The organism is Chryseomicrobium aureum (assembly GCF_043182735.1).
Taxonomy (GTDB): domain Bacteria; phylum Bacillota; class Bacilli; order Bacillales_A; family Planococcaceae; genus Chryseomicrobium; species Chryseomicrobium aureum.
The window spans coordinates 2511143-2537484 of record NZ_CP171117.1; the positions used below are offsets into that span (position 1 = coordinate 2511143).

Here is a 26342-nt window from a genome sequence, read left to right on the forward strand (position 1 = left end):
CATCTCTTTCATTGTACCAAAAAACCTCCCCAGACGGAGAGGTCAGCCTAGGTAGCGCTGCTCAAATTGTTGAACGGGCAGTGGATGCGAAAAATAAAAGCCCTGCCCTTTTGTACACCCGTTTTGCAATAAGAATTCGGCTTGCTCTTCACGCTCAATTCCTTCTGCGACCAGTTCAAATCCAAGATTTCTACCCATTTCAATAATTGTTTTAACTAGGGTAGCTTGTCCTTTGTTAGCGGGTACTTCTTTAATAAACGACTTATCGATCTTGATAAAATCAATCGGTAACTGATTCAAAATACCGAGCGATGAATACCCTGTCCCAAAGTCATCAATGTAAATCCTCACACCAAGTTGACGGAGTTTAAACAAAATAGGAATTGCCGCATCAATATTTTGTACCATCCCTTCCGTTAATTCGATGCCTAACAGTTTTGGGGGAATGCCACTTTCAATCAGCATCAATTCCAATCGGTCCATAAAGTTCGACACTTCTAACTGTGCGCTCGATACGTTTACTGCTATACGGAGTGGTGTTCCCACTTTATCCCAAATGCTCACTTGGCGAATAGCCTGTTTTAATACCCATTCTCCTATCGCTACAATTTGGCCAGATTCTTCTGCAATCGGAATAAACTCTGCAGGTGAGATTTCTCCGAGTATCGGATGGTGCCAACGGATCAGTGCTTCAGCGCCTTGAATTTTATTGGAGACTAAAGACACTTTCGGCTGATAGTACAGCTCAAACTCTTGAAAATCAAGCGCCCGCTTCAAATCGTGTTCGATACGCAAGCGTCGTTTTTGTAGCTCTTCATTTTCCCGTACGTAGTATTGCACATTGTTTTTTCCTTTTCGCTTGGCTCTCTTAAGTGTTGCATTTGCTTTCGATAATAAGCTATCTACGTTTGTAGCATCCTCAGGGAAGCTTGCAACCCCCATACTTACACTAACAAATAACTCCTCTTGCTTCACAAGGAACGGGCTTTGAAAGGACTCCATAAACTGTTGGATTTTCAGTCCCATTGCTTCCCGGTCATAGAATGGATAAGCAATAATAAATTCATCTCCACCATAACGCGCCATCAATGTCTCTTGACCAAAATACATAGGGATTCGTTCTGCAATAAGTTGTAAAACTTCATCGCCTGTCTCGAAGCCCATCATTTCATTAATAAACTTTAATCGGTCTACATTGAAATAAAGAAGTGCAATTTGCTCTCCATCTTCTGCTCGTTCTAATTGCTGCTCTAACTGGCGATTAAAAAAGACTTGATTCGGTAGTTGCGTCAATGTATCTGTCATCGCAATTCGACGCATCGTTTCTTGCAGTTCAACTTCTTTCGTGAAATCAAATGTAACGCCGACAATTCGTATGACCTTCCCTGCATCATCTTTAATAGGTTCTCCAACAGAACGAACGTGGGCAATTGATCCGTCTTTTTTGTGAAGACGCCACTCTGCTTCCGAGCGCTCGCCACTCAACAATCGATCAAATTGACGTTTCACGATATGCTTGTCAGCCTCTACAGCATGGGTATACCAAATCTGGTAATCTTCATCTATTTCTTCCTCTGAATAGCCAAACAATTGCACAATACCTGTAGATACTTTTAGTTTTTTGGTCGCTACATCTATGCTCCAAATCCAAGCACTTGAATTAAAATAAAGTGCATCCAGTTCTGTTTGAACTTTTTTTAGTTCGGCCTGTTTACCTTCCAAGTCGTAAAAGGTCAGAATCTTCTCTTTTGACAAGCGATTTCGGGAAGACACCAACCACCCAATCACCACTCCAATTGCCCCTGCCCCTGCAACATCTAATGCGATGTGATACGTAGAAAGATCCGCTCCAAAAAAAGAATAGAAAAAGGCAGCAACAGACAAAATAAGACCAAACATCACCATCGAGAATCGGGTCGTCATTCGTTTGCCACCGCCTTTTTGCGTTTAGCTTCAGTTTACCGGATTGTTATGAAATTGGGTAGTGGGAATAGCGTACAACCCATTCAGAATCTTTTTGTAAAAGTGCTAGTCCAACATAGCCTTGTTTTAACAGCTGTTGTTGGCGTTTTATGTCTGCCATCGGGATGTCTTCGAAAAAGGCTTCCTCCACTTTGTTCTGGAAATCTTTTAAAAATACATAGCGCATCTTCCCGCCGTATTTTTCTTTCAATGCGATAATGTGCATGCCGAGTGAAAATTTGTCTTTTAAACTGGGAATATTAAAAGGTGCAACCGTCGCACAAACGTAGCGGTACGGAGTAGTGGTAAGTTGCTCCATCCACCACTCTCCCATCTGGCGCTGTAGACCAAATCCTTGTACGTCTGGATCAACTAATGAGATTTCAGAATAAATCACTTGGGGCCACAACTCATTGGGAATGTGTGCATCGAGTGCTAAGTGTTCCGGGTCATTTGGTGGTGGTACTAAAAAGGCCCGTGCTGCGACTAATTTTTCAGATTCCCACACACCTGCAAATAACTTTTGTTCAATAATCGTATTTATTTCATCCGTGGTGAGCTTTTGCAGTCTCGACGGATCATCTAAGGACTGCGCTACTTTTTCTTGCAGTTCATACAGTGCATCTCGATCTTGATTTCCCAAGAGTCTCATAACACCTTTTTTGTCACCTAGTGATATCATGGCGCAATGACCGTTTGGTGACGTACTGTTAACTCCTCAAGCACCGACTCGTCTACATCGACGCCAAGGCCTGCTTGGTCATTTAGTGCAATAAACGGAACGTCATAGTGGAGATTGCCAATATCTTTTGAGAATTTTAATGGGCCAGTCAGTTCTACACTAGAGAAAATCTTTTTAGCAAAGGCCACATGGAAACCAGCTGCTGACCCCACTGAAGACTCGACCATCGAGCCAATCTGACAATCAATTCCTGCCATCTCCGCCATATGCGCTAGCTTCATCGCTGGATAAATCCCACCGCACTTCATGAGTTTGATGTTCGCTTTGTGTGCTGCTCCCAGCTTAATAACTTGCAACATTTCCCGTTTGTATTTGAGCCCTTCATCAATCATCAATGAAATCGTAGACTTCGACTTGATCTCCACCATTCCGTCTAAGTCATCCGCTTTTACAGGTTGCTCTAACCAATCAATGCCTAGGTCTTTCATCTGTTCAATAGCTTGCAATGTGGACGACGCATTGATCCATCCTTGATTCACGTCTACGCGAATGGCGATATCAGGTCCCACTTCATTACGTACAGCACGAATGCGCGCGACATCACTTGTCACATCACGTCCCACTTTCATTTTAAATGAGGAATACCCTTGTTCCATTCGCTCACGAGCTTCTTGTGCCATTGCTTCTGGCTCACCGATACTTAGCACATGTGTAATAGGGAAACGTTCATGGTAGCGTCCGCCTAGTAAATCATAAACGGGTACACCTAGTTTTTTACCGACAACGTCATAACATGCAATATCCAGTGCAGCTTTTGCAGCAGGTGCTTGATAGACGATGGCATCCATCTTGTCATGAAGCGTCTCAAAGTGCATCGGATTGTGGCCAATCAGAGCTGGTGCCAAGGAGTGTTGAAGAAGTGCGAATGTGCTCTCCCAAGATTCACCCGTCACATGATCATCCGCAACAGCTTCTCCGTAGCCCACAATCCCTTCATCTGTAGTAATTTTCACGATAATCGATGGCATATCATCATACGTGTGATAACTCACAATAAACGGACTGATGAGTGGCAGTCGAATAGCATAGAGGTCAATTTGAGTAATTTTCATAACAATCATCCTTTACAAAAAGAGTTGGGTTGTTTATAGTTGTCGTTAAATAGTCGTTATATAAAAAGAAAGGGGTCTTTTCATGGCATTTGCAATCGGCATTGTCAGTTCTGAGTTATTTGTTCCAAGAATTCAGGAGGTATCTTCAGAATTTTCTGATGTTCACTTTTATTATTATACGTATAAACAAGCCTCCGACGCAAGAGAGATTGCCCAAACGATGCGTGAAGTAGATGCTATCTTTTTTGCAGGAACGTTTCCGTACTACCACGCTAAACCTATTATTGAAGAACGAGGTATTCCCGTCTATGTGATGCGTCAAGATGAAGCGGTCATCACGGCGTCTCTGTTACAAGCGAGCTGGGCTTATCAAGTTTCGTCTGATGAAATTTCAATTGATGTGACGGAGCCACAACTAGTTCATGAAATAATCGGAGAAATTTCTCCTTCGCGCCCTGTTGGCCCCGTGCTGCAAATCACGCCGGAAATGCCTTTATCAGCAATCGTTCAATTTCACACACGCGCGCAAACGAGTGGTCGCGCAAAAGTCGCTGTTACGAGCATACATGCGGTGCATGAAGAACTCTCAAGCAGAGGAATGCCTTCTCTGTTCATGCATGAATTGCGTCGCACATTGTCACGAGCACTTGCACAAACAGCGTATCTTGCACGACTAGCCAAAAGCCAAAAAGCAGAGCCAGCGGTCTTACTTGCTCGTCATTCCGGAAACGATCCACATTTTACAACAATGCTTCGTCAGTATCTCCAAAGTCCTTGGTTTTCCTACGACGCGGATACGGCTCAATTCATTACGACACGTAAGCATGTCGATTATGTCATCGGCCTTTCCGAGTTTCGTGAGTACCTTGAAACTTCTGGAGCACAGACCGGAATCGGCTATGGACTCGATATTCTTTCTGCCACAAAACACGCAGAGGACGCACTTGATTACAGTGGACCTGGCGAAATTTTCATGATGGATGCCCAAAAGAACTTATCCAGTCCGATCTCTTCCGCACGCATTTCGTTGAAGCTCACGGAACCGAATCAAGTGCAACTTGCCAAACGAATGGGACTGAGTCCTGCAAACTTATCCAAACTTCTCAGATTCCATGCGATTCATCCGTCAAATCAATTTACAGCGCAAGATCTCGAAAACCATTTACAAGTCACGCGTCGCTCCACGGAACGAATCATCAAAAAATGTGTAGATCATGGCCTTATTATAGCTAGCGGTGAGGAAATGACGTACCAACAAGGACGACCTCGTACAATTTACACGTTTACACTACCTGATTACCTTAGTTGAGAGAAAATCCGACCCACTAGTGGGCCGGATTTTTTTATGCGCTTTGAACCGCGACTTGTTGTTGGATTTTGACAATTGTAAATCCAGTAAATGCATACAAGATTGAAATTACTGGAACAACAAAGTTTAGTACTGCGTAAGGTGCGTATTCAAATGCACCAACGCCTAGTGTTCCAAGTATGAACACACCACACGTATTCCATGGGAAGAAAACAGATGTCAATGTTCCACCGTCTTCGAGCGCACGAGACAAGTTACGTGAATCGAGACCTTTCTCTTCGTACGAATCTGCAAACATACGTGCCGGAACAACAATCGAAATATATTGCTCAGAACACGTTGCATTCGTTGTGACTGCAGCAGCAATCGTTGTCGCAATAAGAGATCCGGTCGATTTCGCCAGACGAAGAATGTGCGTCATGATGGACTGAAGCATTCCTGAATATTCAAGAATCCCACCAAACGTCATCGCAACAATGGTCATGGATACTGTATACATCATGGAATCAAGACCACCACGGTTGAACAAATCATCTACGAGTTCGTTCCCGCTATCAATCACATAACCTGCTTGCAGTGCCGAAACTGCCCCAGCTAAAGATCCACCTTGCACAAAAATTTGAGCGAGAACACCGAGCACAATCCCAACAATCAGCGCTGGAATAGCTGGTACTTTTAGAGCGACCAGTACAATAACCGCTAAAGGAATCAAGAGTAACCAAGCGGAAATATCAAACTGCTGATTCAATTCGATAATCGTTTGATTGATCGCCTGTTGGTCAATTGCTCCGTCTGCAAAGTTCTGACCAAGTACCCAATACACCGCAAGAGCAATCAAAATTCCCGGAATCGTTGTAAACAACATGTGTCGAATATGTACAAAGAGATCAGTTCCAGTCAGTCCAGAAGCCAAGTTCGTCGTATCGGAAAGCGGAGACATTTTATCTCCGAAATAAGCACCAGAAATAACTGCACCTGCAATCATCGGTGCAGGAATCCCCATACTAAGACCAATTCCCATACCGGCTACACCGATCGTTCCCATCGTTGACCACGAACTACCGATCGCAAGCGCGACGACCGCACAGATGAGTGTAATCGTGACAAGGAAAAACGCCGGTGAAATAATTTTCAGCCCGAAGTAAATCATCGTAGCAACGACGCCACTACCAATCCAAGCCCCAATTGTAAGCCCTACCAAAATAATGATGACGACAGCTGGGAGCGCTAAGCGAATCCCTTTATACATCATCTCTTCGATTTCTTTCCACTTAAAGCCATGTTTCCATGCTACTAATGCAGCTATGGATGTTCCAATAATCAATGGAATATGCGGTCCTTGTTCGAGGACAACAATCGTGTAAAACATCACAAGAATCATGAGAAATAGAGGAAGAACAGCCCATCCCAGTGCCATTTCCTTTTTCTCGATTGTTGGTTTTTCCATTTCAACACCCCTTATGTCGGTAATATGTCGGTAATGGAGTAATCATACGAGTGTGACAGAATTTTGTCAATAGAAAATATGCAGAAAAAAGGTCCCTGTTTCGTGAATTCAGGGACCTCCTTTCTAGCCCGATTTTGTTGCGTGACGGAGTACTTGCGCTAGTACACGCGAAGCTTCCGGTAAAATTGATGTATCAAACGACATGTCCGGATGATGCAAACCGTGTGTCATACCAGCACCCACACCAATCATAGCTGCTTTCAAGTCAGGTCGTCGCACCGTATAGCAATGGAAATCGTCGCTTCCCGACGTGTGGACTTCTGGTTCTAAGGCCTCGTCTCCAACTGAGTCGAGTATTCCTTCACGTGCCAGACTAGCTGCTTCATCCGCGACCTCTGCTCCTGGTGTAATGTCTTGCCATTCCCAGTCAATCGTCACGTCAAATTGTTGTCCGATTGCACGTAACTTGCGCTCGAGTTGCTCTTTCATCTGATGCAGCACCTCATTTTTTTGTGCCCTCGCATCAATAGCGAAAGATGCTTGCCCTGGAATGATGTTTAAACTCTCTCCACCGGCATGAATATTTGTCAGTTTTACAGAGTACGACTCGAATGGAGAATAGTAAATCGTATTCAGCATCTGATGAATCGCTACGATGACATCAATCGCATTTTTCCCTTGATGCGGTCGTGCACCGTGCGCATCCACACCATGTATTTTTCCTTTCAAGAACATCGCGGCCCCATGATGGATGGCTGGTGAAAACTTACCGAAGTCTAGCTCTTCTGCAGGTCGCAAGTGCACACCAAAAAGATGTGTTACGCCGTCTACAGCACCGCGATCGATCATCGCATTCGCTCCGTTCCCTTTTTCTTCTGCCGGCTGGAAAATGAACCGGATTGTTTTTTGGAAGTCTTCATCTTTGAGTTCTGCGAGCGCACCCAGCACCATCGCCATATTGGCATCGTGACCACAGGAATGATTGGCTTGAAAGGCGCCGTTCACTTCCTGCCACAAAGCATCGATGTCCGCTCGGATAGCAATGACCTCCTCCCCCTGGCCGATTTCTGCAACAAGTCCTGTCACATCGTCGAATGTTTGATAGCGAACACCAAGCTCTTCCATGATCTGCGCAAGCTTGTTCGTCGTTTTGATTTCCTTCCAGCTGACCTCAGCATGTGTGTGAAAGTGTGTGTACCACTCTAAAATCTGTTGTTCTCTTGTCATCGTGCTCCCCCTTTTTGTATCGCTCTCTATCCGTGCTATACTAGTACTGATGATAATTTGAAATGGAGGACTTTTCAATGGCGAAAACAGGTTACTTTTTAATGGAATCTGGCGACAAGCTAGAATTCGAACTATTTCCAAACGAAGCACCAAACACAGTAGCAAACTTTGAACAACTTGCAAACTCAGGATTCTACGATGGTGTCATCTTCCACCGCGTTATCCCAGGTTTCGTTTCACAAGGTGGCGACCCAACTGGTACAGGTATGGGAGGCAGCGGCAAAACAATTAAATGTGAAACAGAAGGCAATCCACATAAGCATGAGCCAGGCAGCCTTTCTATGGCACACGCTGGCCGTGATACTGGGTCAAGCCAATTCTTCATCGTGCATGAGTCACAACCACACTTAGATGGCGTCCACACAGTGTTCGGCAAATTAACGTCTGGCGTGGATGTTGCACGCAATATGTCGAATGGCGACAAAATGAAAGAAGTACGCGTTCACGCTTAAATTTAGATGTGGAGAACGCCACTCTAGAAACTCCGGCATACACCGATTTGGTGTGTGTCGGAGTTTTTTTGTTAGCTAAGTAGTCGTTTGTGAATAATTGGAATCAACTTCCAAAAGGTACCTGGTACCCGCACAATTCCAACACAATTTATGAAAATGTAGAAATCAACGCAGGAATGCGGGTTCACAATGCATACTTAGTGAATAGTCATGAATATCAGAATAGTTTGTGGGACAGGTACCTAAAAAAACCACTTTATTAATCACCGTATCAATTTCCGGCTGGAAGTAAGGAACTATTTCTTTCGTTTGGACAGCAGACAATAATTCTATGTAGTTGCGATCAATATCAGAATAAGAAGGGTCCGCACCATTTTCTAGAGCAAATTTTTTCCATGCCAAATTTGTCGCATAAATCTTGCCGTCTGGGTGTATAAGCGCCAGGTTCTCTTGAAAAGAGTCGAGCAACACTTGATCCATAATCCCCCCTCCTTTTGTCTCATTATATGATGATTTCCAACATATTTACTATTTTTAAGAAAATAAAAATAGCTCCCTCAGCATGAATGAATTCATGAGAAAGAGCTAGGTTCGATTAATTTGGATATGATGTGTGTTCACGGTTGAAAAGTACAAATCCTTCCTTGTCTGAGTCTAGTAGACAACGTCGTGCAATCAGTTGGTGTGCAGAATCGAGGTCAATCCTCACTTCATCAATCTTGCGCTGTTTCAGACCTTCTAACCCTACTGATAATTCCTCCACTTGCCGTGATGTTGTCAATGTAAAGATATTCTCTCCAGTAAATAGCGGCGCTGTTTCCACTTGATTTAAGTGGTAAAGATCCCATTCAGGATTTGTGTATAGTATCGTGCCGTCCGGGTCTACAATTGCCGCTTGATCCATTAGCACTTCCATAAAATTTTGAATAAAAAATCCGATTTTCTCCATTGCGTTCACTCCTGCCAGACCCTTATGTTGCGGAGGGTCTATTCCCGCTTAGCACTCTTATTATATCCGCATTTGCAATTTATCAAACACTTGTGTATAATAAGCCACTTTTCTGACAATTCGGTATAAATTAGGTTATAAGAAAAACCCCTCCAAATAAGAGGGGCTTCCTAAGCAGTATTAGTTTACGTCTGCTGTTTCAATTGCTGCTAAACGCTCTTCCACTTGCTCCGGTGTCATGTTGTGCTCGACGACATAGCGGTTGCGTGGATGCGTACGGCACTCGTGTGAACAAGAACGCATGTATTTGTGTTCGTTTTCTTCTGAACTTAAAATCTTGTCATTACACTCTGGGTTCGCACAGTTTACGTAGCGTTCACATGGCGTTCCGTCAAAGTGGTCCTTCCCGACGATCACATGCTCGACGCGGTTGATGGGTACAGCAATACGGTTATCAAATACGTACATTTGACCATCCCAAAGCTGTCCTTTCACCTCTGGATCTGTCCCGTATGTGTGAATTCCACCGTGCAATTGACCCACATCTTCAAACCCTTCACGTTTCAACCAGCCAGAGAATTTTTCACAACGAATTCCGCCTGTGCAATACGTAAGGATCTTTTTACCTTCTAATTTGTCTTTATTGTCTTTGATCCATTGTGGCAAGTCGCGGAAATTGCGAATGTCCGGACGCACAGAACCACGGAAGTGACCAAGGTCATATTCGTAATCATTGCGTGCATCTAATACAATCGTATCTTCTTGTTGCATCTGCTCGAAGAATTCTTTAGGCGACAGATACGTGCCTGTTAATTCATTTGGATTGATGTCCTCTTCAAGGCCGAGGTGAACGATTTCATTTTTCGCACGAACATGCATTTTTTTGAAGGCATGCTCATCTGCGTCATCCATCTTCCACATGATGTCTTTGAAGCGCTCATCGTTGTTCATCATATCCATGTAGGCGTCGGTTTGTTCAATTGTTCCTGAACACGTTCCATTGATTCCTTCATGCGACACGAGGATGCGTCCTTTTAATCCGATTTCCTTACACGCAGCCAAATGTTCTGCTGCAAATGTTTCCGGGTCTTCGATTGCGACATATTTATAATAAAGTAATACACGATACTCTTTCATGTTAGCTTGTTCCACCTTTAGTTTTATTCATCAAAACAGTATACCAAAGGTTTATCAAAATTTCTAGATGTATTCCTCATTTTGTAAGCGCAAAAGCAAGTGTTCAAAATTTTGTTGAAAATGTGCGTTGGCTTCTTTAGACCGTTTTTTCGGCCCTTTCATTCGCCCTCCTGCTTGGCGAATCTTTTTCGCGACATGTCGTCTTTCGAGCATACCCAAGATGTTGTCATTCGTGTATTCATGCCCATTTTGATCCATGACATAGCCACCCCGTGCTAGCACCATCGCTGCAAGCCCGTAATCCTGGGTGACGACGACATCTCCTTTGTTCATTTGATTCACTAGTACAAAGTCGACGGCATCCGCCCCTTTTGAAACAGTAAGCGTCTCGGCTCCTTCTCGTTCCATGACGTGTGCTGTGTCACAAATCAAGAGAACCGGTAGAGAAAGTTTTTGCCCACTTTCAATGACTTCTGAAACGACGGGGCATCCGTCTGCATCTACAATAATTCGCATCATTTTCCCCCTAGCTTATTTCAAAGCGAGTAGAACTCGTCCCACTCGCAGACTTGTGGACTTTCAGTTTGGCTGGAATGGCCGCTTGTAATTCTTTGACGTGTGAAATGACACCAATCAAACGGCCGGTTCGTTGCAGTTGTACCAGTGCATCGATTGCTTTTTGAAGCGATTCTTCATCGAGTGAACCAAAGCCTTCATCGATAAACATCGTATCGATTTGAATACCACCGTTCATCTCTTGCATAACGTCCGCCATACCAAGTGCGAGGCTAAGGGAAGCATGGAACTTTTCGCCACCTGACAAGCTTTTGACATCACGGAACTGGCCCGTATATCCGTCATAGACATCGAGTTGCAGACCACTTTGCTTGCCGTGACTTTCTTGTCTCTCGCTACGGACCAAACGGAATTGCCCACCGGAAAGTGACTCTAGACGCTGATTGGCAGCTTCTGTAATCTGCTCCAAGTAGGCAACCAACATATAGCGCTCAAATGAAAGCTTCTTTGCGTTTTGTCCCCGGAGTGCATCGTATAGGGCTGTGGTTGTCGCAAGTTTGTTCTCTGTATCCCCGACTCTCTCTTTCAATTCAACGAACTGAACAACGAGGCGATTCGCCGTTTGTAGCTTGTTCGCTAGTTGTTGCGTCTCCTGTTTGTACGTTTCCCACTGCGTTTTGACTTGGCTCACCAAGCCTTTCTGTACTTCTAGAGAGCCGTCTTCTTTGTATCCTTCCAGTTCGTTCTCTAATAGTTGACGTTCGGTTGTGACTTGTTGCACTTGTTGTTCATAGTCCCGAAGCTCCTTCTGGTAACGTGAAATATCTCCAGTTGGCAGGACAGCCTGTCGGTAGTCGTCCTCTGTCTGGAAGTGTTGCTCGGCAAGGGCTTGCTCCCAGTCTGTTTCAAGTTGCGTGCCTTCCGCTTCAACACGCTTGAGTTGCTCGGTCTCCCAGCTCACTTGTTGGGTCAGAGATTGATAGGCATCACGCACTTCCCCATAAGACCGCTCCGTTTGCTGCCAACGTGTCAATTGTTCATTCAGTTCCGCTGTTTTAGAAGCAGACAGTTGTTTCGTCTCCTGAAGGGATGCCCCGTCCTGTGACTCTTGGAGCGCCACTAGTTGGCCTTGTAACTGCTGCCACTGTTGCATGACGGTTGCCAGTTGGTGTTCTTTTTCAGGAAGCGCCTTTTTTAAGTCATTTACTTCTTGACGAAGTGGCTTGCCTTCTTTGATGCAGGCTTCTGCTTGTTGGCGCTTGTTTTCAAGCACTTGAATCTGTTGCGCTTTTTGTTCCTGCTCTAGTACTACCTGTTCCCGACTATCAACGAGTTCGGAATGGTTGGCTTGAAAATTGGTAAGATCTTGGTCAAGCCGTTCCATCTCTAAAGTAAAGCGTAGCTCTTGTGCTTTAGCTTGTTCTAGCTTTTGCTCGAGGGCGCGTCCATCACCGTTCCCCGCAGTAGTGGTTGGCCGAGCCGGGTCCGGATGCTCTATAGATCCGCATACTGGGCAGGCTTTTCCATCATGAAGGTGTCCCACAAGCTGCAGTGCAAGTTGGTTGGCTTGCTCTGCTTGAAAGGCTTGCCAGTCGTGATGGGCTTGTTGTTTAGCTGCGGTCGCACGTTCTACCTTTTCTTGGGCTGTTTTTCGTTCCATCATTTGTTCATTGTACCGGTCGACCAATCGAATCTGTTCACCGAGAAACTGGTACGCTGCTTTCACTTCCGGTAATGCATTACTCTCGCTGTGCAGCTCTTGGTACTGATCCAGCAAATGCTGTAGTCGCTGCTCTTTGTGCTCGACAGTCTGTTGAAGCTTCTTGTGTTCTGCCTGTTTTTCCGAAACAGTGGTGGCGAGTTCTTGTTCTTGTTTCATGAGGTGTTCAAGCTTTTCAAGCTGCCCTATCCGTTCATTTAATCGCTCGATTTGTTGGCGCAAAGCCTGACGTGCTGGTTCTTGGTTTTTTAACTCCTGAAATTCTTCTTCCAGCTTTGTAAAGGTGTCCGTTGTCTGTGCAAGCTTCTGGCGAAGAGTTTCAACATGTGTACGTTTTTCCAACAACTCTTTAGAAGCTTTTTGTTTCATCCCATGAATATGCGAAATGGCGGCGGCACGCACAGCTGCTTCGATACGCACTTGTACTTTCTTCATGAGCGGTTGTTGGTTCGTAAGTGTCTCGTGCTTCTTTAAAAGGTCCTGAAGTCTCGCTTGTTTAGCAGCTAACCATTCGAGCTGTTGAAGCTTTTTTTGTTCCGACTGAAACAGGTTCCATGCGTTTTCTTCTTGCTGTCTGGAAGTGGCGTGTTGCGCAGTCGTCTCATCCATTCCTTTTTGCAAAGCGGTCTCGATTTGATACAAGTTCACTTCTTGCTGCATAAATATAGGTTCTTCTGGGAACAAACCTGCTGCTTGACTGACGAGTGTACTTTGAACAGCGCGGTGCTGTGCAGATACGTCCACGAGATGCTGTCGCTTCTCCCGCAAGTAATCGGTCATCTTTTGAAAACGTTCTGTTCGGAAGAGTTTCCGTAAAATCACTTCTTTTTGATCGGTGGACGACGTCAAGAACTTGCGGAACTCTCCTTGAGGGAGCATGACGATTTGGTGGAACTGATCGGCTGTCATCCCCACAAGTTCCATCAGTTTTGCATTGATTTCCCGAATCGTATACCGCTCGACAAGAGGAATTTCACCTTCTTCTGTAATTTCGACAAGTTCATATTTCTCACCAGTCGCTGTCTTGTTTCCAGCTTTGATATGAGCCATTTGCCGATAAATCCGAATGGTGCGTCCACGGACTTCGAACGTTAGCTCAACTGCTGTATGCAAATCATCTGGTGCAAAGTCACTACGTAACATGCGCGTATCTTGTCGGTCTTCCCCGCTTCCTGTACCAAACAACGCAAAAGACAGCGCATCAAAAATGCTCGTCTTCCCAGCACCAGTTGGACCTGCAATCACAAATAATGTATGCCCGCCTAGCTCCGAAAATTCAATTGTCTCTTGTTCGCGGTAAGGACCAAAAGCGGTCATTTTTAAATGAAGTGGTCGCATCAGTTGTCGCCCTCCTGTTCTGCATGGTGCCATGCCTCTTGAAAGAGAGCCATTGTATCTTCATCCGGCTCTTCACTCGCCAGTTCATGAAGAAACGCTGTGAACAACGCTTTTTCACTTAACTGCTTTCGTTCAGCAAGTGCAACAGACGGTTTAGCATCCATCGCCACCAATTGGCGTTCGACATGAAGCGTGTTCGGGTACACCGTGCGTAGTTGCTCCATCGGGGAAAGGATAGGCCCGTCGTCGAGTAATTTAACGATGACATAGTCCTCACTGACTTCATGTTGCAATACCTCCTGTAAGTTCCCTTCAATCCGACGCATTTTTCTACGCGGTTCGAGGGCATGAAACGAGACGTCCACTTTTCCATCTGCTGCTAAGTCCACGAGCAAAACACCTTTATCGGTTCCTGCTTCTGAGATGGCATAGGTCATCGGACTTCCGGCAAAGCGTACATGATCCGTCCCACAATGATGGGCACGATGAAGATGTCCGAGAGCAGTGTAGTTGAAGTCATGGAACAGTTGAGCAGAGACATATTCCGCCCCGCCGATTGCGAGGGGTCGCTCCGCTTCACTCGTGTTGTCTTCCGGCTCTCCGTATGGCGTGACAAACGCATGACCGACAAATACATGCCGTACATTTTTATCTAGCGGCAGACATGTCTCCAGGATATTCTCCATCGCTTGTTGATGGCTCATCGATTGTTCTTGCTGCAAACGAAATTTGACTTGCGCGGGGTCCATATACGGAACGAGGTGAAAGTCTACTGGTCCTGCTTCGTCTTCAAGACGGACGATATGATTTCCGGGTAGCCAGTCTCCAGCAAGATGCAGCCCCGTCGATTTCATAAATGCCGAACCGAAATGGACACGCCCCGGACTATCATGGTTACCCGTAATTGCTAAGAAAGGGATTTTACGCACCTCAATGACTTCCTGCAACCACTCTCCAAAGAGCTGAATCGCTTCTACAGGAGGAATTGCTCGGTCATAAATGTCACCCGCCATTACAATGACGTCCGGTTGTTCTTCGTCGATAACTTCTAACAACTTCCACAACATGTGGCGCTGATCATCAAGTAATGATATTCCCTGTAACCATTTACCTAAATGCCAATCGGCTGTATGTAAAATTTTCATATCATGTCTCCTTCTGTCAGGTAGATTTTATCGGGTTATTTCCTATATGACTATAATAGTCAAAATGCTCTATACAGAATGCACTATACTTGTTACTATGAAATTTGAAAAGGAGGGTATTATCATGTCAGCAGAAACTTATCAAATTATTGCCATTATCATTTATATGGTCGCAATGCTTGCTATTGGTTACTACGCTTACCGCAAAACAACAAACTTAAATGACTATATGTTAGGTGGACGTGATCTTGGTCCAGCAGTAACTGCATTAAGTGCCGGGGCAGCAGATATGTCCGCTTGGTTGCTCATGGGTCTACCAGGAGCAATCTATCTATCTGGTTTAACAAGTGCTTGGATTGCCATCGGACTTACAATCGGAGCTTATTTAAACTGGGTGTATGTAGCCCCTCGCCTGCGTGTCTACACAGAAGTATCCAGTAACGCTATCACGATCCCAAGTTACTTGGATAACCGTCTAAAAGGTAAATCTTCTCTTATTCGAATTGCGTCAGGTATCATCATTTTACTATTCTTTACGTTCTATGTATCGTCTGGAATGGTAGCTGGTGGGAAATTCTTCGACAGTTCATTTGGTCTCGATTACCACACAGGACTTCTGATTGTATCGGCTGTTGTAGTCGCGTACACATTGTTCGGTGGATTTCTAGCTGTAAGTTACACGGACTTCTTACAAGGTCTTATGATGTTTATAGCTTTGATTTTGGTACCATCTATTGGTGTAATTGCACTCGGTGGATTTAGCGAAACTGTAGAGGCGATTCAAGCTGTAGAACCAAACCACTTTAGCTTATTTGCAGGTACAACTGTACTTGGCATTATTTCAACAGCCGCTTGGGGTCTTGGTTATTTTGGACAGCCACACATTATCGTACGTTTCATGGCTATCAAATCTGTGCGCGAAGCAAAATCTGCTCGTCGCATTGGAATTGGTTGGATGATTTTCAGCTTACTAGGTGCGATTTCTACAGCATTAGTTGGGGTTGCTTACTTCAACCAAGCTGGGCAAACACCTCTAACAGAGACGACTGCTGAAACAGTTTTCATCGTCCTCGGACAAGCTGTATTCCATCCATTCATCGCTGGGCTTATGCTAGCGGCAATTTTAGCGGCAATCATGAGCACAATTGCATCTCAATTGATTGTGACGTCTTCAGCTTTAGTTGAAGACTTATATAAAAAAGTTGTGAAATCAGATGCAGAGGATAAAACATACGTCTTACTTGGACGTATCGCTGTTCTTCTAGTAGCACTTGTTGCCGGAGCTCTTGCTTGGGAACAAAATGAAACAATTTTAGGTTTAGTTGAGTTTGCATGGGCAGGATTCGGTGCTTCATTCGGTCCAGTCATCCTACTTTCTCTTTACTGGAGAAAGCTGACGTCTGAAGGTGCATTAGCAGGGATGCTTGTTGGTGCAATTGTTGTTATCATTTGGGCAAACGTACCTGTCTTGAAAGACGCCATGTATGAAATTGTCCCTGGTTTCATCCTAAGCTTACTTGTTGCAATCATAGTAAGTATCTTAACGTATAAACCAAACCTAGAGATTGAACGTGAGTTTGATGAAACAAACCGTTTAATCAACGAAAATAAATAATTGTTCTTAATCTCCGCCCCGGCGGAGATTTTTTTATGACAACTGTCATCTCCCTTTGCTTACATCTGTTTCTACTATCTGGTCCTAATCTTTCGTAAACTTAGAGTACTACATTACGACCAGGAGGCTTCACATGGATAAGCAACGCATTCGTGAGCTACGCAAACAAGTCGCTCCCTTTGAAAAATCACAGCTTCGCAAAAGTGTTACACAGGTCCTAAACACAATTCCGCCCCTCTTTTTAGTATGGGCACTTGCTTATATGGCGTTCGACGTATCAATCTGGCTAAGCCTTGGACTTGCAGTCATCGCAGCAGGATTCATGGTACGTACATTCATCATCTTCCACGACTGTACACACGGATCATTCTTTAAAAACAAAAAAGCCAACAACATCATGGGAAATATCACAGGAATTTTGACTCTATTTGCTTATGAGAAATGGAAACGCGAGCACTCGATTCACCACGCAACGAGCAGTAACCTAGACAAACGAGGCACTGGCGATATGTGGGTCATGACAGTTGAAGAGTATACTGCAGCCTCTCCAGGTTTGCGTTTAGCGTATCGTCTTTACCGCAATCCAATCGTCATGTTTGGGATTGGACCCCTTTACTTATTCTTAGTATCAAGCCGTATCAACCGTAAGGATGCACGTCCAAAAGAGCGTTGGAACACACACTTCATCACACTAAGTGTGGTTATTCTTTACACACTAGCTGGTTTCTTATTAGGCTGGAAAGAGTTCGCGATTATCCAAGGTACAACAGTTTATGTTGCTGGAGTTCTTGGTATCTGGTTATTCTACGTCCAGCATCAATTCGAAGATTCGTATTTCGAAGAAGAGTCAGAGTGGGATTACGTCAAAGCAGCTGTAGACGGAAGCTCGTTCTACCAACTACCGAAAGTCCTTCAGTGGCTGACAGGAAATATTGGGTACCACCATGTGCATCACTTAAGCCCGCGTGTCCCGAACTACTTACTTGAAGAAGCGCATGAAAAGACTCCACCTCTACACAAAGCGACAACAATCACTTTGGCAACTAGTTTGACATCTTTAAAGTTCCGTCTCTATGACGAAGCAGCAAAAACATTCATTTCGTTCAAAGACTGGAAGCAACGTCAACTACGCACTTCCACTTCAGGGGTAAAGAGCTAAGCCTTTCCCTCCCAAGAAGCAAAACGTATACTAGAGGAAGCAGAGAATTGCTTGCCTGGCCGCTCTCTGGCCAGGCAATTTTTAGTTGGAGGTCCGAATCATGCCCAAATGGTATCAGCTATTCCCTCGGTCCCCATGGCTCAGTCTCTACGCCTGGATCGTGTTTTGTGTCTTGCCTTTCTTCTTCCTGTTTCGTTCAACAGGCTGGGAAGAAATCGTTTTAGGCCTAAGTCTACTTGGTCTGTTTTTCTTGTTGTACCGATTTACGTTCTTTTTAAAAGGCACACTCTTTTACATAGCTGTTTTTTTGGAAATGGCAATAGCCGCCGCGATGACCTTATTGTTCGGGTACGTCTATTTGAGTATCTTCTTGTCCTTCTTTATCGGCTTTATAGAAAGCAAGACAAGATTTTTTATTCTCTACGGGATTCATGTTTTAATCGTAACGCTTAGCGTCGTGTTTGGCTTCTTTTTAGAATTTGATGTCTTTATGTCCTACTTGCCTTTTGTTATCATTACATTAATTGGAATCGTCTTGTTGCCATTTGCGACGTTTTCAAAAGCACGGCAAGACTATCTTACGGGCGAACTTGAAACTGCACATGAACAAATCGCCCATATGAGTGTAGTCGAGGAACGTCAACGGATCGCCCGAGACCTTCACGATACGCTTGGTCAAAAACTTTCTCTGATTGGTTTAAAAAGTGAGCTAGCTTCAAAATTGATAGATAAAGATCCCGACCGCGCGAAAAAAGAATTAAAAGAAGTGCATCAAACTGCGCGTCTTGCATTAAAAGAAGTACGTGAGCTCGTTTCCACAATCCGCACCATCCACTTTGAAGATGAAGTGGAATCTGCCGCGCAACTGCTCGAAGCCGCAGATATCCAGCTCATCCGAGAAGGTGGACGCGTCCATGAAAATTTACCCCTATTGATGGAGTCTATCTTAAGTATGTGTTTAAAAGAAGCCGTGACAAACGTGGTCAAGCACAGTCAAGCGACCTATTGTCGTGTAGTTTTAAACAGCTCCCCACAACTGACCGTCCTGCAGATTGAAGATGATGGTGTAGGTAGCGGTGATAGAGAACGTTTTACAGAAGGCAATGGTCTCGCTGGTATGCGGGAACGAATTGAATTCGTAAACGGCTCATTAACGATTGAACTTCATCACGGAACACGTCTCACAATTGCTGTTCCACATGTTGCCCCACGGAAGGAGTAGAGAAAATGATTCGAATTGTATTAGCCGAAGATCAGCGTATGTTGTTAGGCGCATTAGGCTCCTTACTCGAGCTTGAGGAAGATATGGAAGTTGTAGGCCTTGGACGCGACGGAGAAGAGGCCTTACAGCTCGTTCAAGACCTCTCTCCAGACATTTGCATTACAGATATTGAAATGCCGAAAATGACCGGCCTAGAGCTTGCAGAGAAGTTAAAGGGCCATTCATGCAAAGTCCTGATTTTGACAACGTTTGCGCGGTCTGGCTATTTTGAAAAAGCCCGACAAGCGGATGTCGACGGGTATTTGATCAAAGATAGCCCGAGTGAAGAGCTCGCCTACGCAATCCGTTCTATCCTAAACGGCCGCAAGATGTATTCTCCAGAACTGATGGAGCTTGCTTTCGATGCGCCAAACCCTTTGACCGAACGCGAGCTTCAAATTATGGAACTGATGGCAGAAGGAAAAAGTTCAAAAGAAATCTCCTCAGTACTTTTCTTATCTTCCGGAACTGTACGCAACTATATATCTGTCATCCTCGATAAATTGCAAGTCAGCAACCGAATCGAAGCCCTGTCCCGCGCAAAAGAAAAAGGCTGGTTCAAATGAGGTGGGCGATGAAAAACAAAGAATTATAGAAGATACAAATATACCCATAACTACAGTAAGACCCTAGAGTCTACCGAAGTCTTGATTACACCTAGACCTCGTTAGACCCTAGGGTTATTTTAATACATTAATTAATATATTCTGAATAATGAGTTGTAAAAAACAACAGAGTATAATAAAATAACCTAAAGTTAAATCATAGTATATCAATAGGAATAATAAATTAACGGGAGGTTGGGATCATAGGTATGGGAGATGCACCGTTTTTATCGGTAGAAGAAATTTCAAAGACTTTTCACTCTGACCAAGTAGTGAACCAGGTTCTTGACTCCATTTCATTCACTATCCAACGGGGAGAGACTATTGCTCTGTTGGGAGAGAGTGGATGTGGGAAAAGTACCCTTCTAAATATTATTGGAGGATTTGAAAAACCAGATCACGGCTTTGTGAAGCTGCAGAATGAGCCCATTACAAAACCTAGCCGAAAAGCAATCATGCTTTTTCAGCACTACGGATTGCTTCCGTGGAAATCCGCATTAAAAAATGTGGAATTCGGTCTCGAAAGTTCTTCTCTATCAGCCAAAGAACGCGCAGAAAGAGCACGCCATTATCTCGACCTGGTAGGTCTTTCAGGCAAGAGCCAAATGTTTCCCCATGAAGTGTCAGGCGGTATGAAACAACGTATCGCGATAGCGAGAGCACTCGCACCACAGCCCGAACTGATCTTGATGGACGAACCATTTGCTGCGTTGGATACATTTAATCGATACCATCTGCAAGATCAACTACTCAACATACAAGCCAAGGAACAAACTACTATCGTGTTGGTGACTCACGACATTGATGAAGCTATCTATCTAGCTGATCGCATCTTTATTATGCATTCGAATCCAGGTCGTATTCACCATGAGATCCATGTTGAACTGTCGAAACCTCGCGATCGAAGTCATCCGGATTTTTATGCATACCGCAAACAAATTTTGGATGAATTCCATTTCAGCCGACAGGAATCGGCCATAGAATTTCATATTTGACCAATGACTAAACTCAATAAGGAGAATCCGATGAAAAAATCATTCACATTGCTACTCACACTACTTTTGGTATCTGCCCTGGTCCTCACGGCTTGCGGTACGGAGAATAGCTCATCCTCTGGTTCAGACGATGAAAAACGCGTGGTCAAAATAGGGTATTTACCCATAACTCATGCTGTACCGTTGTACATCGAAAAAGAGCTAGAAGACTATAAAAATTTCGAATTGGAATTAGTGAAGTTTGGTTCATGGCCTGAGTTGATGGATGCCTTGAATACAGGCCGTATTGATGGGGCTTCTGTCCTCGTCACACTAGCGATGAGAGCAAAAGAGCAGGGAATCGACCTTAAAGCAGTAGCACTGGGACATCGTGACGGCAATGTATTTGTTACAGACCCTTCAATCGATACAGCTCAGGACTTGAAAGGAAAAAACTTTGCCATACCTCATAAATTTTCTACGCATAATGTGTTGCTGTACCAAATGCTACAGCAAAACCAGATGGCGTATGAAGATGTGAATGTCATCGAACTACCACCTGCAGAGATGCCAGCAGCTCTTGCTGAGGGTCGTATTGCCGGCTACGTGGTGGCTGAGCCATTTGGTGCTATTTCCGTCTCGCTTGAAAAGGGCAAAGTCCTGTATCAGGATCAAGATGTCTGGGAAAACTCCATCGATTGTACTCTTGTGCTGCGTAATGATTTCATTCAAAACGAGAAAGAGGTCGCTCAGGAGTTCGTCAATTACTATGTGGCTGCCGGCGAAGTGGCAGAAGCAAAAGATGAACATACACATGAAATGTCATCAAAATATATGAACGTCGAAGAAGAGGTATTGGATTTATCATTTGAGTGGATCGCGTATGATGATCTGGTGATTCGAGAAGATGAGTATGAAGCATTACGTGCAAGTCTCATAGAAATGGGGCTTATGGACAATCCACCAAGTTACACTGATTTTGTAGACCACTCATTACTAGATGAAGCGATGTGACGACAAATGAAACTAAAATTTTTAGCGCCGGCAGGGATTGGCTTTATACTCCTCATCGCTGTGTGGCAAATGGTCTATACCTTTGGCAATTACGATGCTGTATTGTTCCCACCGCCACTAGCAGTGGGTGCAGCCATTTTGAGTCTCATACAAGATGGGACACTGATAACACACATTCAAGTTAGCCTCTATCGTTTCCTGCTAGGATATTTATCTGCTGTTGTTATTGCTGTCGGTCTAGGACTCCTATTGGGAAGACTACCACTGCTTTGGAGCATACTCGACCCGATTGCCCAAGTGATTCGACCTGTATCTCCCATCGCCTGGTCCCCATTTATTGTCCTATGGTTTGGAATCGGGGATATTCCAGCCATCGTCATCATCTTTATTGCTGCCTTCTTCCCTGTTCTGTTATCAACAGTTGGGGCAGTCCGTAAAGTAGATGCCAGTTATCTAAAGGTGGCTGAGAATTTTGAGGTGAAAGGGTTTCCGCTCCTTTTTAAGGTGATCTTCCCTGCAGCCTTTCCATTCATTGCGAATGGACTTCATATAGCAGTGGGAACAGCGTGGATATTCTTAGTAGCTGGTGAAATGGTCGGGGCACAATCTGGACTTGGCTATCTCATTGTGGATGCACGAAATTCCATGCGGCTAGACTTTGTGATGGCGGGAATTGTATTTATAGGGGTCTTAGGTTTGCTTTTAGATAAGGTAGTAGGGGTATTCGAAAGATGGATCAATAGACAATGGGGTATTCGGGCCACATGAAAAAGTAGAGCATCTCTGCTCTACTCTGTTACTTCATCTCTCAAAACAGTCGTTTCGAGCTGTGTTACATTTTCTTCGCAATGGGGGCAATAATAGGCAATCTCCACTTCATGTTGACAAGTAGTATGGACTAGCTTTTTATAGCAAGGGTCCAGGTGCTCGCTCCCCCATAGAACCATGGCATTAAATACGGGTTCTAGTGCCTTCCCGCTTTCTGTGAGAGCGTATTCGTATCGAGGTGGATGCTCCGAATAAAGAGATGAACGGACGAGTCCCGATTTTTCTAAGTGCTTCAATCGGTCAGAAAGTATATTCGATGAGATTCCTAGCAGTTGTTTTTTTAAATCATTGAAAGTCTTTGTGCCCACCAAAATCTCATGGAGGACGAGTAACGTCCAGCGGTCCCCAATCAAGTTTAAAGTCTGTGCTATATTGCAAGGCAAATTGTATCGTGTTTCGCGCATGTTGTGCTCCCTCCATTATTACTAATTTAATCATATAGAAAATTTTGATACAACTGAGTTGTTTTTTATTACTAAGTCATTTAAAATAATCTTTAATCTAAATCCCACTTCAATGGTTGGATTTTGAATCCAAAGGAGGAATTTCAATGACCACTTTATATCTAGTCGAATCTGTTTTTAATGGCACTATCACGGACAAGGCATCCTTCGAGCAAAAAGTAGAAGCTGTTCGTGACGAAATTGGCACTCAAGGTGCTGGTTTGATCGAAGTCCAGGTAGCAAAAGACTTATCACGTGCTTTTTTCATTATCGAAGCTGAAGAGCGAACTTTAGTGAATGAATCATTACGCAAACTAGAAGTTCCGGTCACTCTGATCAAACCGGTTCGACTGGTCGGTACGGAACTAGAAGAAGTGAAAAAACAGGCGGAAACGGTAAATTATTTGGTAGAGTGGAACCTTCCAGAGAACCTTACAATGGATGCTTACTTAGAAAGAAAATCGAAGAACTCGGTTCACTATGATGAGGTCCCTGAAGTGAAGTTCTCCCGCACTTATGTGTGTGAAGATATGACGAAATGTCTATGCTTCTATGATTCTCCTGATGAATCAACCGTTAAGAAGGCGCGTGAGGCTGTAATGGCACCGATTGATACATTGACTGAACTATCGTAAGTATGGAAATGGGGGAGTTCCTGTGGCACACACAGACCGTTTGCAAGAGCTGATTGCTGAAAAATTAAAGCCGTATGTGAAGAGAATCGATACAGAGGCGTATTATGCATCTGACTTTTTAAAAAGTTTAGGGCAAAATGGGTTCCTCGATTCTTCTGAAGGTATTCCCTATTCACGTGAGGTGATGATGGTAGAGGAGATTGCGAAGGTATGTATGACCACGGCATTTAATTTTTGGTGCCATTTGGCTGCGATGACCTACATCCGTCAAAGTACAAACCTTCATCTGAAGGAACATCTACTGCCACAATTTGAAAACGGCTCAATTTTAGGTGCCACAGGGCTCTCAAACCCGATGAAATATTATGCAGGACTTGAAAAGCTACATTTGCGGGCGAAGAAGGTGGACGGCGGTTATATCATTTCAGGGAAGTTACCTTCAGTCTCGAACTTAGGTGACGACCACTGGTTTGGAATAGTGGCCGAAGTGGATGACACGAGACGCATAATGGCTATTGTTCCCTGTCGAACAGAGGGCTTGTCTCTAAAGGCAAAAGCGGAGTATTTGGGAGTCAACGGTAGTGCTACTTTTGCATGTTCGTTTGAAGAGGTTTGGATTCCGGACAATTGGATTGTGGCAGAAGATGCTGACGTATTCATCCCTATAATCCGACCTGCATTTGTTCTTTATCAAACTCCCTTAGGGTTTGGGGTCACGAGAGGATCCATTGACTCGATTCTCCAAGTCTGCAATAAACAGATGGGGTGTAATAGTTACTTGCCGATCCAGTCTGAAGAACTTGAGGAACAATTGGTTACGCTAAAAAACAGCGTCTACGCTATAGCAAAAGCCGGTCCTAGTGTTGAGGATTGGAAAGAGTTACTCAAGCTAAGGCTTGATGTCGCTTATTTGGCAGCCAAAGCTACTCACGGTACGATGTTGCATCAAGGAGGGGCAGGTTATTTAATGTCTAGTGGTCCGTCACGGAGATTGCGTGAGTCCTATTTCTTGTTAAACCTGACTCCTACGGTAAAACATTTAGAAAAACTCCTTCACTCAAACTGATTCTGAAGAAGGCAGCTAGTAGTATTTCAATAGGTAAATTCAAAGGCAAAGAACTCTTTACAAAGTTCTTTGCCTTTTTTGTGAGGTAAATCGTAAATAGTAGAACTGGAATTATGAGAACTAGCCTTTTAACGTTCTAGTGTAATGAAAATGACTTCTGGTCGATTGAAAATACGGTATGGAAAAAGACTGTTTCCTAGCCCGCGACTGACAATCATTTGTGTCCCTTGTTCTTCATAAACACCTGCTGTATAGGACGGAAAGAACCCTTGTCCAGGTGCAATCAATCCACCAACTCCAGGGATGCGCAATTGTCCCCCGTGTGCGTGACCTGAAAACACGAGCTGCTCTCTAGCTGCGACATAGTCCTCAAACACTTCAGGACGGTGCGACAATGTAAGTCTTGGAAGCTCACTCCGTGGATGAAGAGATAATACATCTGAAACAGAGGTGCCACTCAGCGGATCTTCAATTCCTAAAATCTCAATTGACTGTCCTTGATAAGAGATTGTCGTGAGTTCATTTGATAGCACTGTTACGCCAAGTTGCGACAATTTTGATTTGATGGCGTTTTCTTCATCTGTAGCAATCTCATGATTCCCCGTGACATAATAGATAGGCGCAATATCAACAAATCCCCGAACTGCCGCTAGACTTTGCTCCAAATCATACCGATTACTATCAATTAAATCGCCTGTTATAAAAATGAGGTCTGGTTGTTTCTGTTTTACTGCATCAATCAGATCTACTTGCTCTTCACCAAATGTGGCGTCATGTAAGTCCGAAACATGCGCAATCTGAAGACCTTCTAAGGAAGCACCTTCTTCCCCAACCTGTAATGTCATCTCTGTTACCGAAAGACCTGTATTGCTGTAATAAAAACTACCAACTAAAACTGCTAGTACTGCTATGAACACTGCTAATTTTTTCATATGTCATTCCTTGTTGAATTATTTCCCGGGAAATAGCTAATTTAGTTTTAATATGTCGAACGGGGTGACGATACCAATCAGTTCACTTGCTGACGCACCGTCTTCAGTGATTAACAAAGCTTCTAAACGATGGCCTCTAGAAAGTTCCGATTTAAAAATTTCCTCCGCCACATAAGCTGAAGTATTCGATCGGACAAAACGGTGATTATCTCGTTTGTTCTCATGTACCAGAATATCTGCAAGTGTTGTCTTTCGCAGAGAAATGGTGTCTTCCTTAATATTGCTGGCCAAAAATGCCGTGATTCCGACAGGCGTAATCAAGCCTTTAAATTCTGAGCCTAAATAGACCGGAAATTGATTGAATTTTTTCTCACGAATGATTTTAAGAGCGTAGCTTAACGAATCTCCCAATTGAAATGTAAGAACGTTTCGCTGAAAAATTTCACCTACTGAGTTTGGATGAAGAAGAGCTTGCTCGATTTCTTCCATTTTCTCTACAACATCATCATGTGGCTCCGCAATCACATATTCTACCGATGTACGGTGGTGGACAATCGCATTTCGCAAGTCCCCATATTCGCGCAAATCTGCCTCGTACCGACGAATAACAGCGCTTTTCTTTTTGGCCATATCGATTAAACGGAAAAAAGAATGGTGTTCTTTTGCCCCTGCTATCTCTTTCATCTCTTGATCGATTCGATTGTATGCCGAAATAAATCGGTCTGAATTACGTTCCGGACTCTTCTGTGCCAAT

The 26342-nt window shown here is 44.1% G+C and carries 25 protein-coding genes; 11 read left to right on the plus strand and 14 right to left on the minus strand.

The genetic code is table 11. The features are described 5' to 3' along the window. Positions 1-42 precede the first annotated feature (42 nt). Genes ACF3OH_RS13190 through ACF3OH_RS13200 form a run of 3 tightly spaced genes read right to left on the minus strand, consistent with a single transcriptional unit; the run spans position 43 to position 3756 of the window. Complete coding sequence (locus tag ACF3OH_RS13190) at positions 43-1923, minus strand: putative bifunctional diguanylate cyclase/phosphodiesterase (RefSeq protein WP_392455077.1); 1881 nt, start codon at positions 1921-1923, stop codon at positions 43-45. A gap of 46 nt (positions 1924-1969) precedes the next feature. Continuing rightward, entirely contained in the window at positions 1970-2605 is a 636-nt protein-coding gene (locus ACF3OH_RS13195; protein WP_392455079.1) for a hypothetical protein, read from the minus strand. A gap of 35 nt (positions 2606-2640) precedes the next feature. Beyond that, positions 2641-3756, minus strand: a complete 1116-nt coding sequence (locus tag ACF3OH_RS13200; protein ID WP_392455080.1) for a mandelate racemase/muconate lactonizing enzyme family protein — start codon at positions 3754-3756, stop codon at positions 2641-2643. Between the two features lie 82 nt (positions 3757-3838). Here ACF3OH_RS13200 and ACF3OH_RS13205 point away from each other — a divergent pair, with 82 nt between their 5' ends. Then, the gene (locus ACF3OH_RS13205) at positions 3839-5065 is read left to right on the plus strand and encodes a hypothetical protein (protein ID WP_392455081.1); all 1227 of its coding nucleotides are present in this window, start codon (positions 3839-3841) and stop codon (positions 5063-5065) included. A 34-nt stretch (positions 5066-5099) separates the two neighbouring features. Here the strand turns inward: ACF3OH_RS13205 and nhaC are convergent, their stop codons facing one another. After that, on the minus strand, positions 5100-6512 hold the full coding sequence (nhaC, locus tag ACF3OH_RS13210; RefSeq protein WP_392455082.1) for a Na+/H+ antiporter NhaC: 1413 nt from the start codon (positions 6510-6512) through the stop codon (positions 5100-5102). Between the two features lie 123 nt (positions 6513-6635). Continuing rightward, positions 6636-7739 (minus strand): amidohydrolase, encoded by a 1104-nt coding sequence (locus tag ACF3OH_RS13215; RefSeq protein WP_392455084.1) that lies wholly within the window; start codon positions 7737-7739, stop codon positions 6636-6638. Positions 7740-7816: 77 nt separating this feature from the next. On the opposite strand from ACF3OH_RS13215, the gene ACF3OH_RS13220 reads away from it, so the two are divergent. Next, positions 7817-8251: a peptidylprolyl isomerase gene (locus ACF3OH_RS13220; protein ID WP_204589878.1), complete on the plus strand. Its 435-nt coding sequence runs from the start codon at positions 7817-7819 to the stop codon at positions 8249-8251. 165 nt (positions 8252-8416) lie between these two features. Here the strand turns inward: ACF3OH_RS13220 and ACF3OH_RS13225 are convergent, their stop codons facing one another. From ACF3OH_RS13225 to ACF3OH_RS13250, 6 genes are all read right to left on the minus strand, one after another. Continuing rightward, positions 8417-8731, minus strand: coding sequence for a hypothetical protein (locus tag ACF3OH_RS13225; protein ID WP_392455085.1), 315 nt, complete (start codon positions 8729-8731; stop codon positions 8417-8419). Between the two features lie 115 nt (positions 8732-8846). Continuing rightward, complete coding sequence (locus ACF3OH_RS13230) at positions 8847-9200, minus strand: hypothetical protein (RefSeq protein WP_204589876.1); 354 nt, start codon at positions 9198-9200, stop codon at positions 8847-8849. Positions 9201-9380: 180 nt separating this feature from the next. Continuing rightward, positions 9381-10337: a rhodanese-related sulfurtransferase gene (locus ACF3OH_RS13235; protein ID WP_392455086.1), complete on the minus strand. Its 957-nt coding sequence runs from the start codon at positions 10335-10337 to the stop codon at positions 9381-9383. 63 nt (positions 10338-10400) lie between these two features. Further along, positions 10401-10856, minus strand: coding sequence for a YaiI/YqxD family protein (locus ACF3OH_RS13240; RefSeq protein WP_392455088.1), 456 nt, complete (start codon positions 10854-10856; stop codon positions 10401-10403). 7 nt (positions 10857-10863) lie between these two features. Then, positions 10864-13911: an SbcC/MukB-like Walker B domain-containing protein gene (locus ACF3OH_RS13245; protein ID WP_392455089.1), complete on the minus strand. Its 3048-nt coding sequence runs from the start codon at positions 13909-13911 to the stop codon at positions 10864-10866. After that, positions 13911-15056 (minus strand): exonuclease SbcCD subunit D, encoded by a 1146-nt coding sequence (locus ACF3OH_RS13250; protein WP_392455090.1) that lies wholly within the window; start codon positions 15054-15056, stop codon positions 13911-13913. Before ACF3OH_RS13250 ends, ACF3OH_RS13245 begins: the two co-directional genes overlap by 1 nt. A 124-nt stretch (positions 15057-15180) precedes the next feature. On the opposite strand from ACF3OH_RS13250, the gene putP reads away from it, so the two are divergent. The 7 genes from putP (at position 15181) to ACF3OH_RS13285 (ending at position 22452) form a co-directional block, all read left to right on the plus strand. Continuing rightward, on the plus strand, positions 15181-16671 hold the full coding sequence (gene putP, locus ACF3OH_RS13255) for a sodium/proline symporter PutP (RefSeq protein ID WP_392455091.1): 1491 nt from the start codon (positions 15181-15183) through the stop codon (positions 16669-16671). Between the two features lie 133 nt (positions 16672-16804). Beyond that, on the plus strand, positions 16805-17830 hold the full coding sequence (locus tag ACF3OH_RS13260) for a fatty acid desaturase (RefSeq protein WP_204589870.1): 1026 nt from the start codon (positions 16805-16807) through the stop codon (positions 17828-17830). A 100-nt stretch (positions 17831-17930) separates the two neighbouring features. Beyond that, entirely contained in the window at positions 17931-19052 is a 1122-nt protein-coding gene (locus tag ACF3OH_RS13265; protein ID WP_392455092.1) for a histidine kinase, read from the plus strand. Between the two features lie 5 nt (positions 19053-19057). Further along, a complete protein-coding gene (locus ACF3OH_RS13270; protein WP_392455093.1) occupies positions 19058-19657 on the plus strand; it encodes a response regulator in 600 nt (199 codons plus the stop codon). Positions 19658-19905: 248 nt separating this feature from the next. Next, positions 19906-20691 carry an ABC transporter ATP-binding protein gene (locus ACF3OH_RS13275; RefSeq protein ID WP_392455094.1) on the plus strand — a complete coding sequence of 262 codons (786 nt, stop codon included), beginning with the start codon at positions 19906-19908 and terminating at the stop codon, positions 20689-20691. A 30-nt stretch (positions 20692-20721) separates the two neighbouring features. Then, positions 20722-21684 (plus strand): ABC transporter substrate-binding protein, encoded by a 963-nt coding sequence (locus ACF3OH_RS13280; protein WP_392455096.1) that lies wholly within the window; start codon positions 20722-20724, stop codon positions 21682-21684. A gap of 6 nt (positions 21685-21690) precedes the next feature. After that, positions 21691-22452, plus strand: coding sequence for an ABC transporter permease (locus tag ACF3OH_RS13285; protein WP_204589865.1), 762 nt, complete (start codon positions 21691-21693; stop codon positions 22450-22452). A gap of 20 nt (positions 22453-22472) precedes the next feature. On the opposite strand, the gene ACF3OH_RS13290 is transcribed toward ACF3OH_RS13285, so the two are convergent. After that, the gene (locus tag ACF3OH_RS13290) at positions 22473-22916 is read right to left on the minus strand and encodes a winged helix-turn-helix transcriptional regulator (protein ID WP_392455097.1); all 444 of its coding nucleotides are present in this window, start codon (positions 22914-22916) and stop codon (positions 22473-22475) included. Positions 22917-23062: 146 nt separating this feature from the next. Here ACF3OH_RS13290 and ACF3OH_RS13295 point away from each other — a divergent pair, with 146 nt between their 5' ends. Together ACF3OH_RS13295 and ACF3OH_RS13300 are read left to right on the plus strand one after the other, a co-directional pair. Then, positions 23063-23590, plus strand: a complete 528-nt coding sequence (locus ACF3OH_RS13295; protein WP_392455098.1) for a DUF4242 domain-containing protein — start codon at positions 23063-23065, stop codon at positions 23588-23590. Positions 23591-23612: 22 nt separating this feature from the next. Further along, entirely contained in the window at positions 23613-24656 is a 1044-nt protein-coding gene (locus ACF3OH_RS13300; RefSeq protein WP_392455099.1) for an acyl-CoA dehydrogenase family protein, read from the plus strand. Positions 24657-24784: 128 nt separating this feature from the next. On the opposite strand, the gene ACF3OH_RS13305 is transcribed toward ACF3OH_RS13300, so the two are convergent. Further along, positions 24785-25588 carry a metallophosphoesterase gene (locus tag ACF3OH_RS13305; RefSeq protein ID WP_392455100.1) on the minus strand — a complete coding sequence of 268 codons (804 nt, stop codon included), beginning with the start codon at positions 25586-25588 and terminating at the stop codon, positions 24785-24787. Between the two features lie 36 nt (positions 25589-25624). After that, positions 25625-26341 carry a CBS domain-containing protein gene (locus ACF3OH_RS13310; protein WP_392455102.1) on the minus strand — a complete coding sequence of 239 codons (717 nt, stop codon included), beginning with the start codon at positions 26339-26341 and terminating at the stop codon, positions 25625-25627. Between the last annotated feature and the right edge of the window lies 1 nt (position 26342).

What these genes read in the sequence shown, in the direction of transcription:
- ACF3OH_RS13250 (WP_392455090.1), bottom strand. Translation starts at nt 15,056, where the DNA reads ATGAAAATTTTACATACAGCCGATTGGCATTTAGGTAAATGGTTACAG.
- ACF3OH_RS13225 (WP_392455085.1), bottom strand. Translation starts at nt 8,731, where the DNA reads ATGGATCAAGTGTTGCTCGACTCTTTTCAAGAGAACCTGGCGCTTATA.
- ACF3OH_RS13285 (WP_204589865.1), top strand. Translation starts at nt 21,691, where the DNA reads ATGAAACTAAAATTTTTAGCGCCGGCAGGGATTGGCTTTATACTCCTC.
- ACF3OH_RS13205 (WP_392455081.1), top strand. Translation starts at nt 3,839, where the DNA reads ATGGCATTTGCAATCGGCATTGTCAGTTCTGAGTTATTTGTTCCAAGA.
- ACF3OH_RS13295 (WP_392455098.1), top strand. Translation starts at nt 23,063, where the DNA reads ATGACCACTTTATATCTAGTCGAATCTGTTTTTAATGGCACTATCACG.
- ACF3OH_RS13215 (WP_392455084.1), bottom strand. Translation starts at nt 7,739, where the DNA reads ATGACAAGAGAACAACAGATTTTAGAGTGGTACACACACTTTCACACA.
- ACF3OH_RS13290 (WP_392455097.1), bottom strand. Translation starts at nt 22,916, where the DNA reads ATGCGCGAAACACGATACAATTTGCCTTGCAATATAGCACAGACTTTA.
- ACF3OH_RS13260 (WP_204589870.1), top strand. Translation starts at nt 16,805, where the DNA reads ATGGATAAGCAACGCATTCGTGAGCTACGCAAACAAGTCGCTCCCTTT.
- ACF3OH_RS13235 (WP_392455086.1), bottom strand. Translation starts at nt 10,337, where the DNA reads ATGAAAGAGTATCGTGTATTACTTTATTATAAATATGTCGCAATCGAA.
- ACF3OH_RS13190 (WP_392455077.1), bottom strand. Translation starts at nt 1,923, where the DNA reads ATGACGACCCGATTCTCGATGGTGATGTTTGGTCTTATTTTGTCTGTT.
- ACF3OH_RS13230 (WP_204589876.1), bottom strand. Translation starts at nt 9,200, where the DNA reads ATGGAGAAAATCGGATTTTTTATTCAAAATTTTATGGAAGTGCTAATG.
- ACF3OH_RS13265 (WP_392455092.1), top strand. Translation starts at nt 17,931, where the DNA reads ATGCCCAAATGGTATCAGCTATTCCCTCGGTCCCCATGGCTCAGTCTC.
- ACF3OH_RS13220 (WP_204589878.1), top strand. Translation starts at nt 7,817, where the DNA reads ATGGCGAAAACAGGTTACTTTTTAATGGAATCTGGCGACAAGCTAGAA.
- nhaC (WP_392455082.1), bottom strand. Translation starts at nt 6,512, where the DNA reads ATGGAAAAACCAACAATCGAGAAAAAGGAAATGGCACTGGGATGGGCT.
- ACF3OH_RS13280 (WP_392455096.1), top strand. Translation starts at nt 20,722, where the DNA reads ATGAAAAAATCATTCACATTGCTACTCACACTACTTTTGGTATCTGCC.
- ACF3OH_RS13270 (WP_392455093.1), top strand. Translation starts at nt 19,058, where the DNA reads ATGATTCGAATTGTATTAGCCGAAGATCAGCGTATGTTGTTAGGCGCA.
- ACF3OH_RS13240 (WP_392455088.1), bottom strand. Translation starts at nt 10,856, where the DNA reads ATGATGCGAATTATTGTAGATGCAGACGGATGCCCCGTCGTTTCAGAA.
- ACF3OH_RS13245 (WP_392455089.1), bottom strand. Translation starts at nt 13,911, where the DNA reads ATGCGACCACTTCATTTAAAAATGACCGCTTTTGGTCCTTACCGCGAA.
- ACF3OH_RS13275 (WP_392455094.1), top strand. Translation starts at nt 19,906, where the DNA reads ATGGGAGATGCACCGTTTTTATCGGTAGAAGAAATTTCAAAGACTTTT.
- ACF3OH_RS13305 (WP_392455100.1), bottom strand. Translation starts at nt 25,588, where the DNA reads ATGAAAAAATTAGCAGTGTTCATAGCAGTACTAGCAGTTTTAGTTGGT.
- putP (WP_392455091.1), top strand. Translation starts at nt 15,181, where the DNA reads ATGTCAGCAGAAACTTATCAAATTATTGCCATTATCATTTATATGGTC.
- ACF3OH_RS13200 (WP_392455080.1), bottom strand. Translation starts at nt 3,756, where the DNA reads ATGAAAATTACTCAAATTGACCTCTATGCTATTCGACTGCCACTCATC.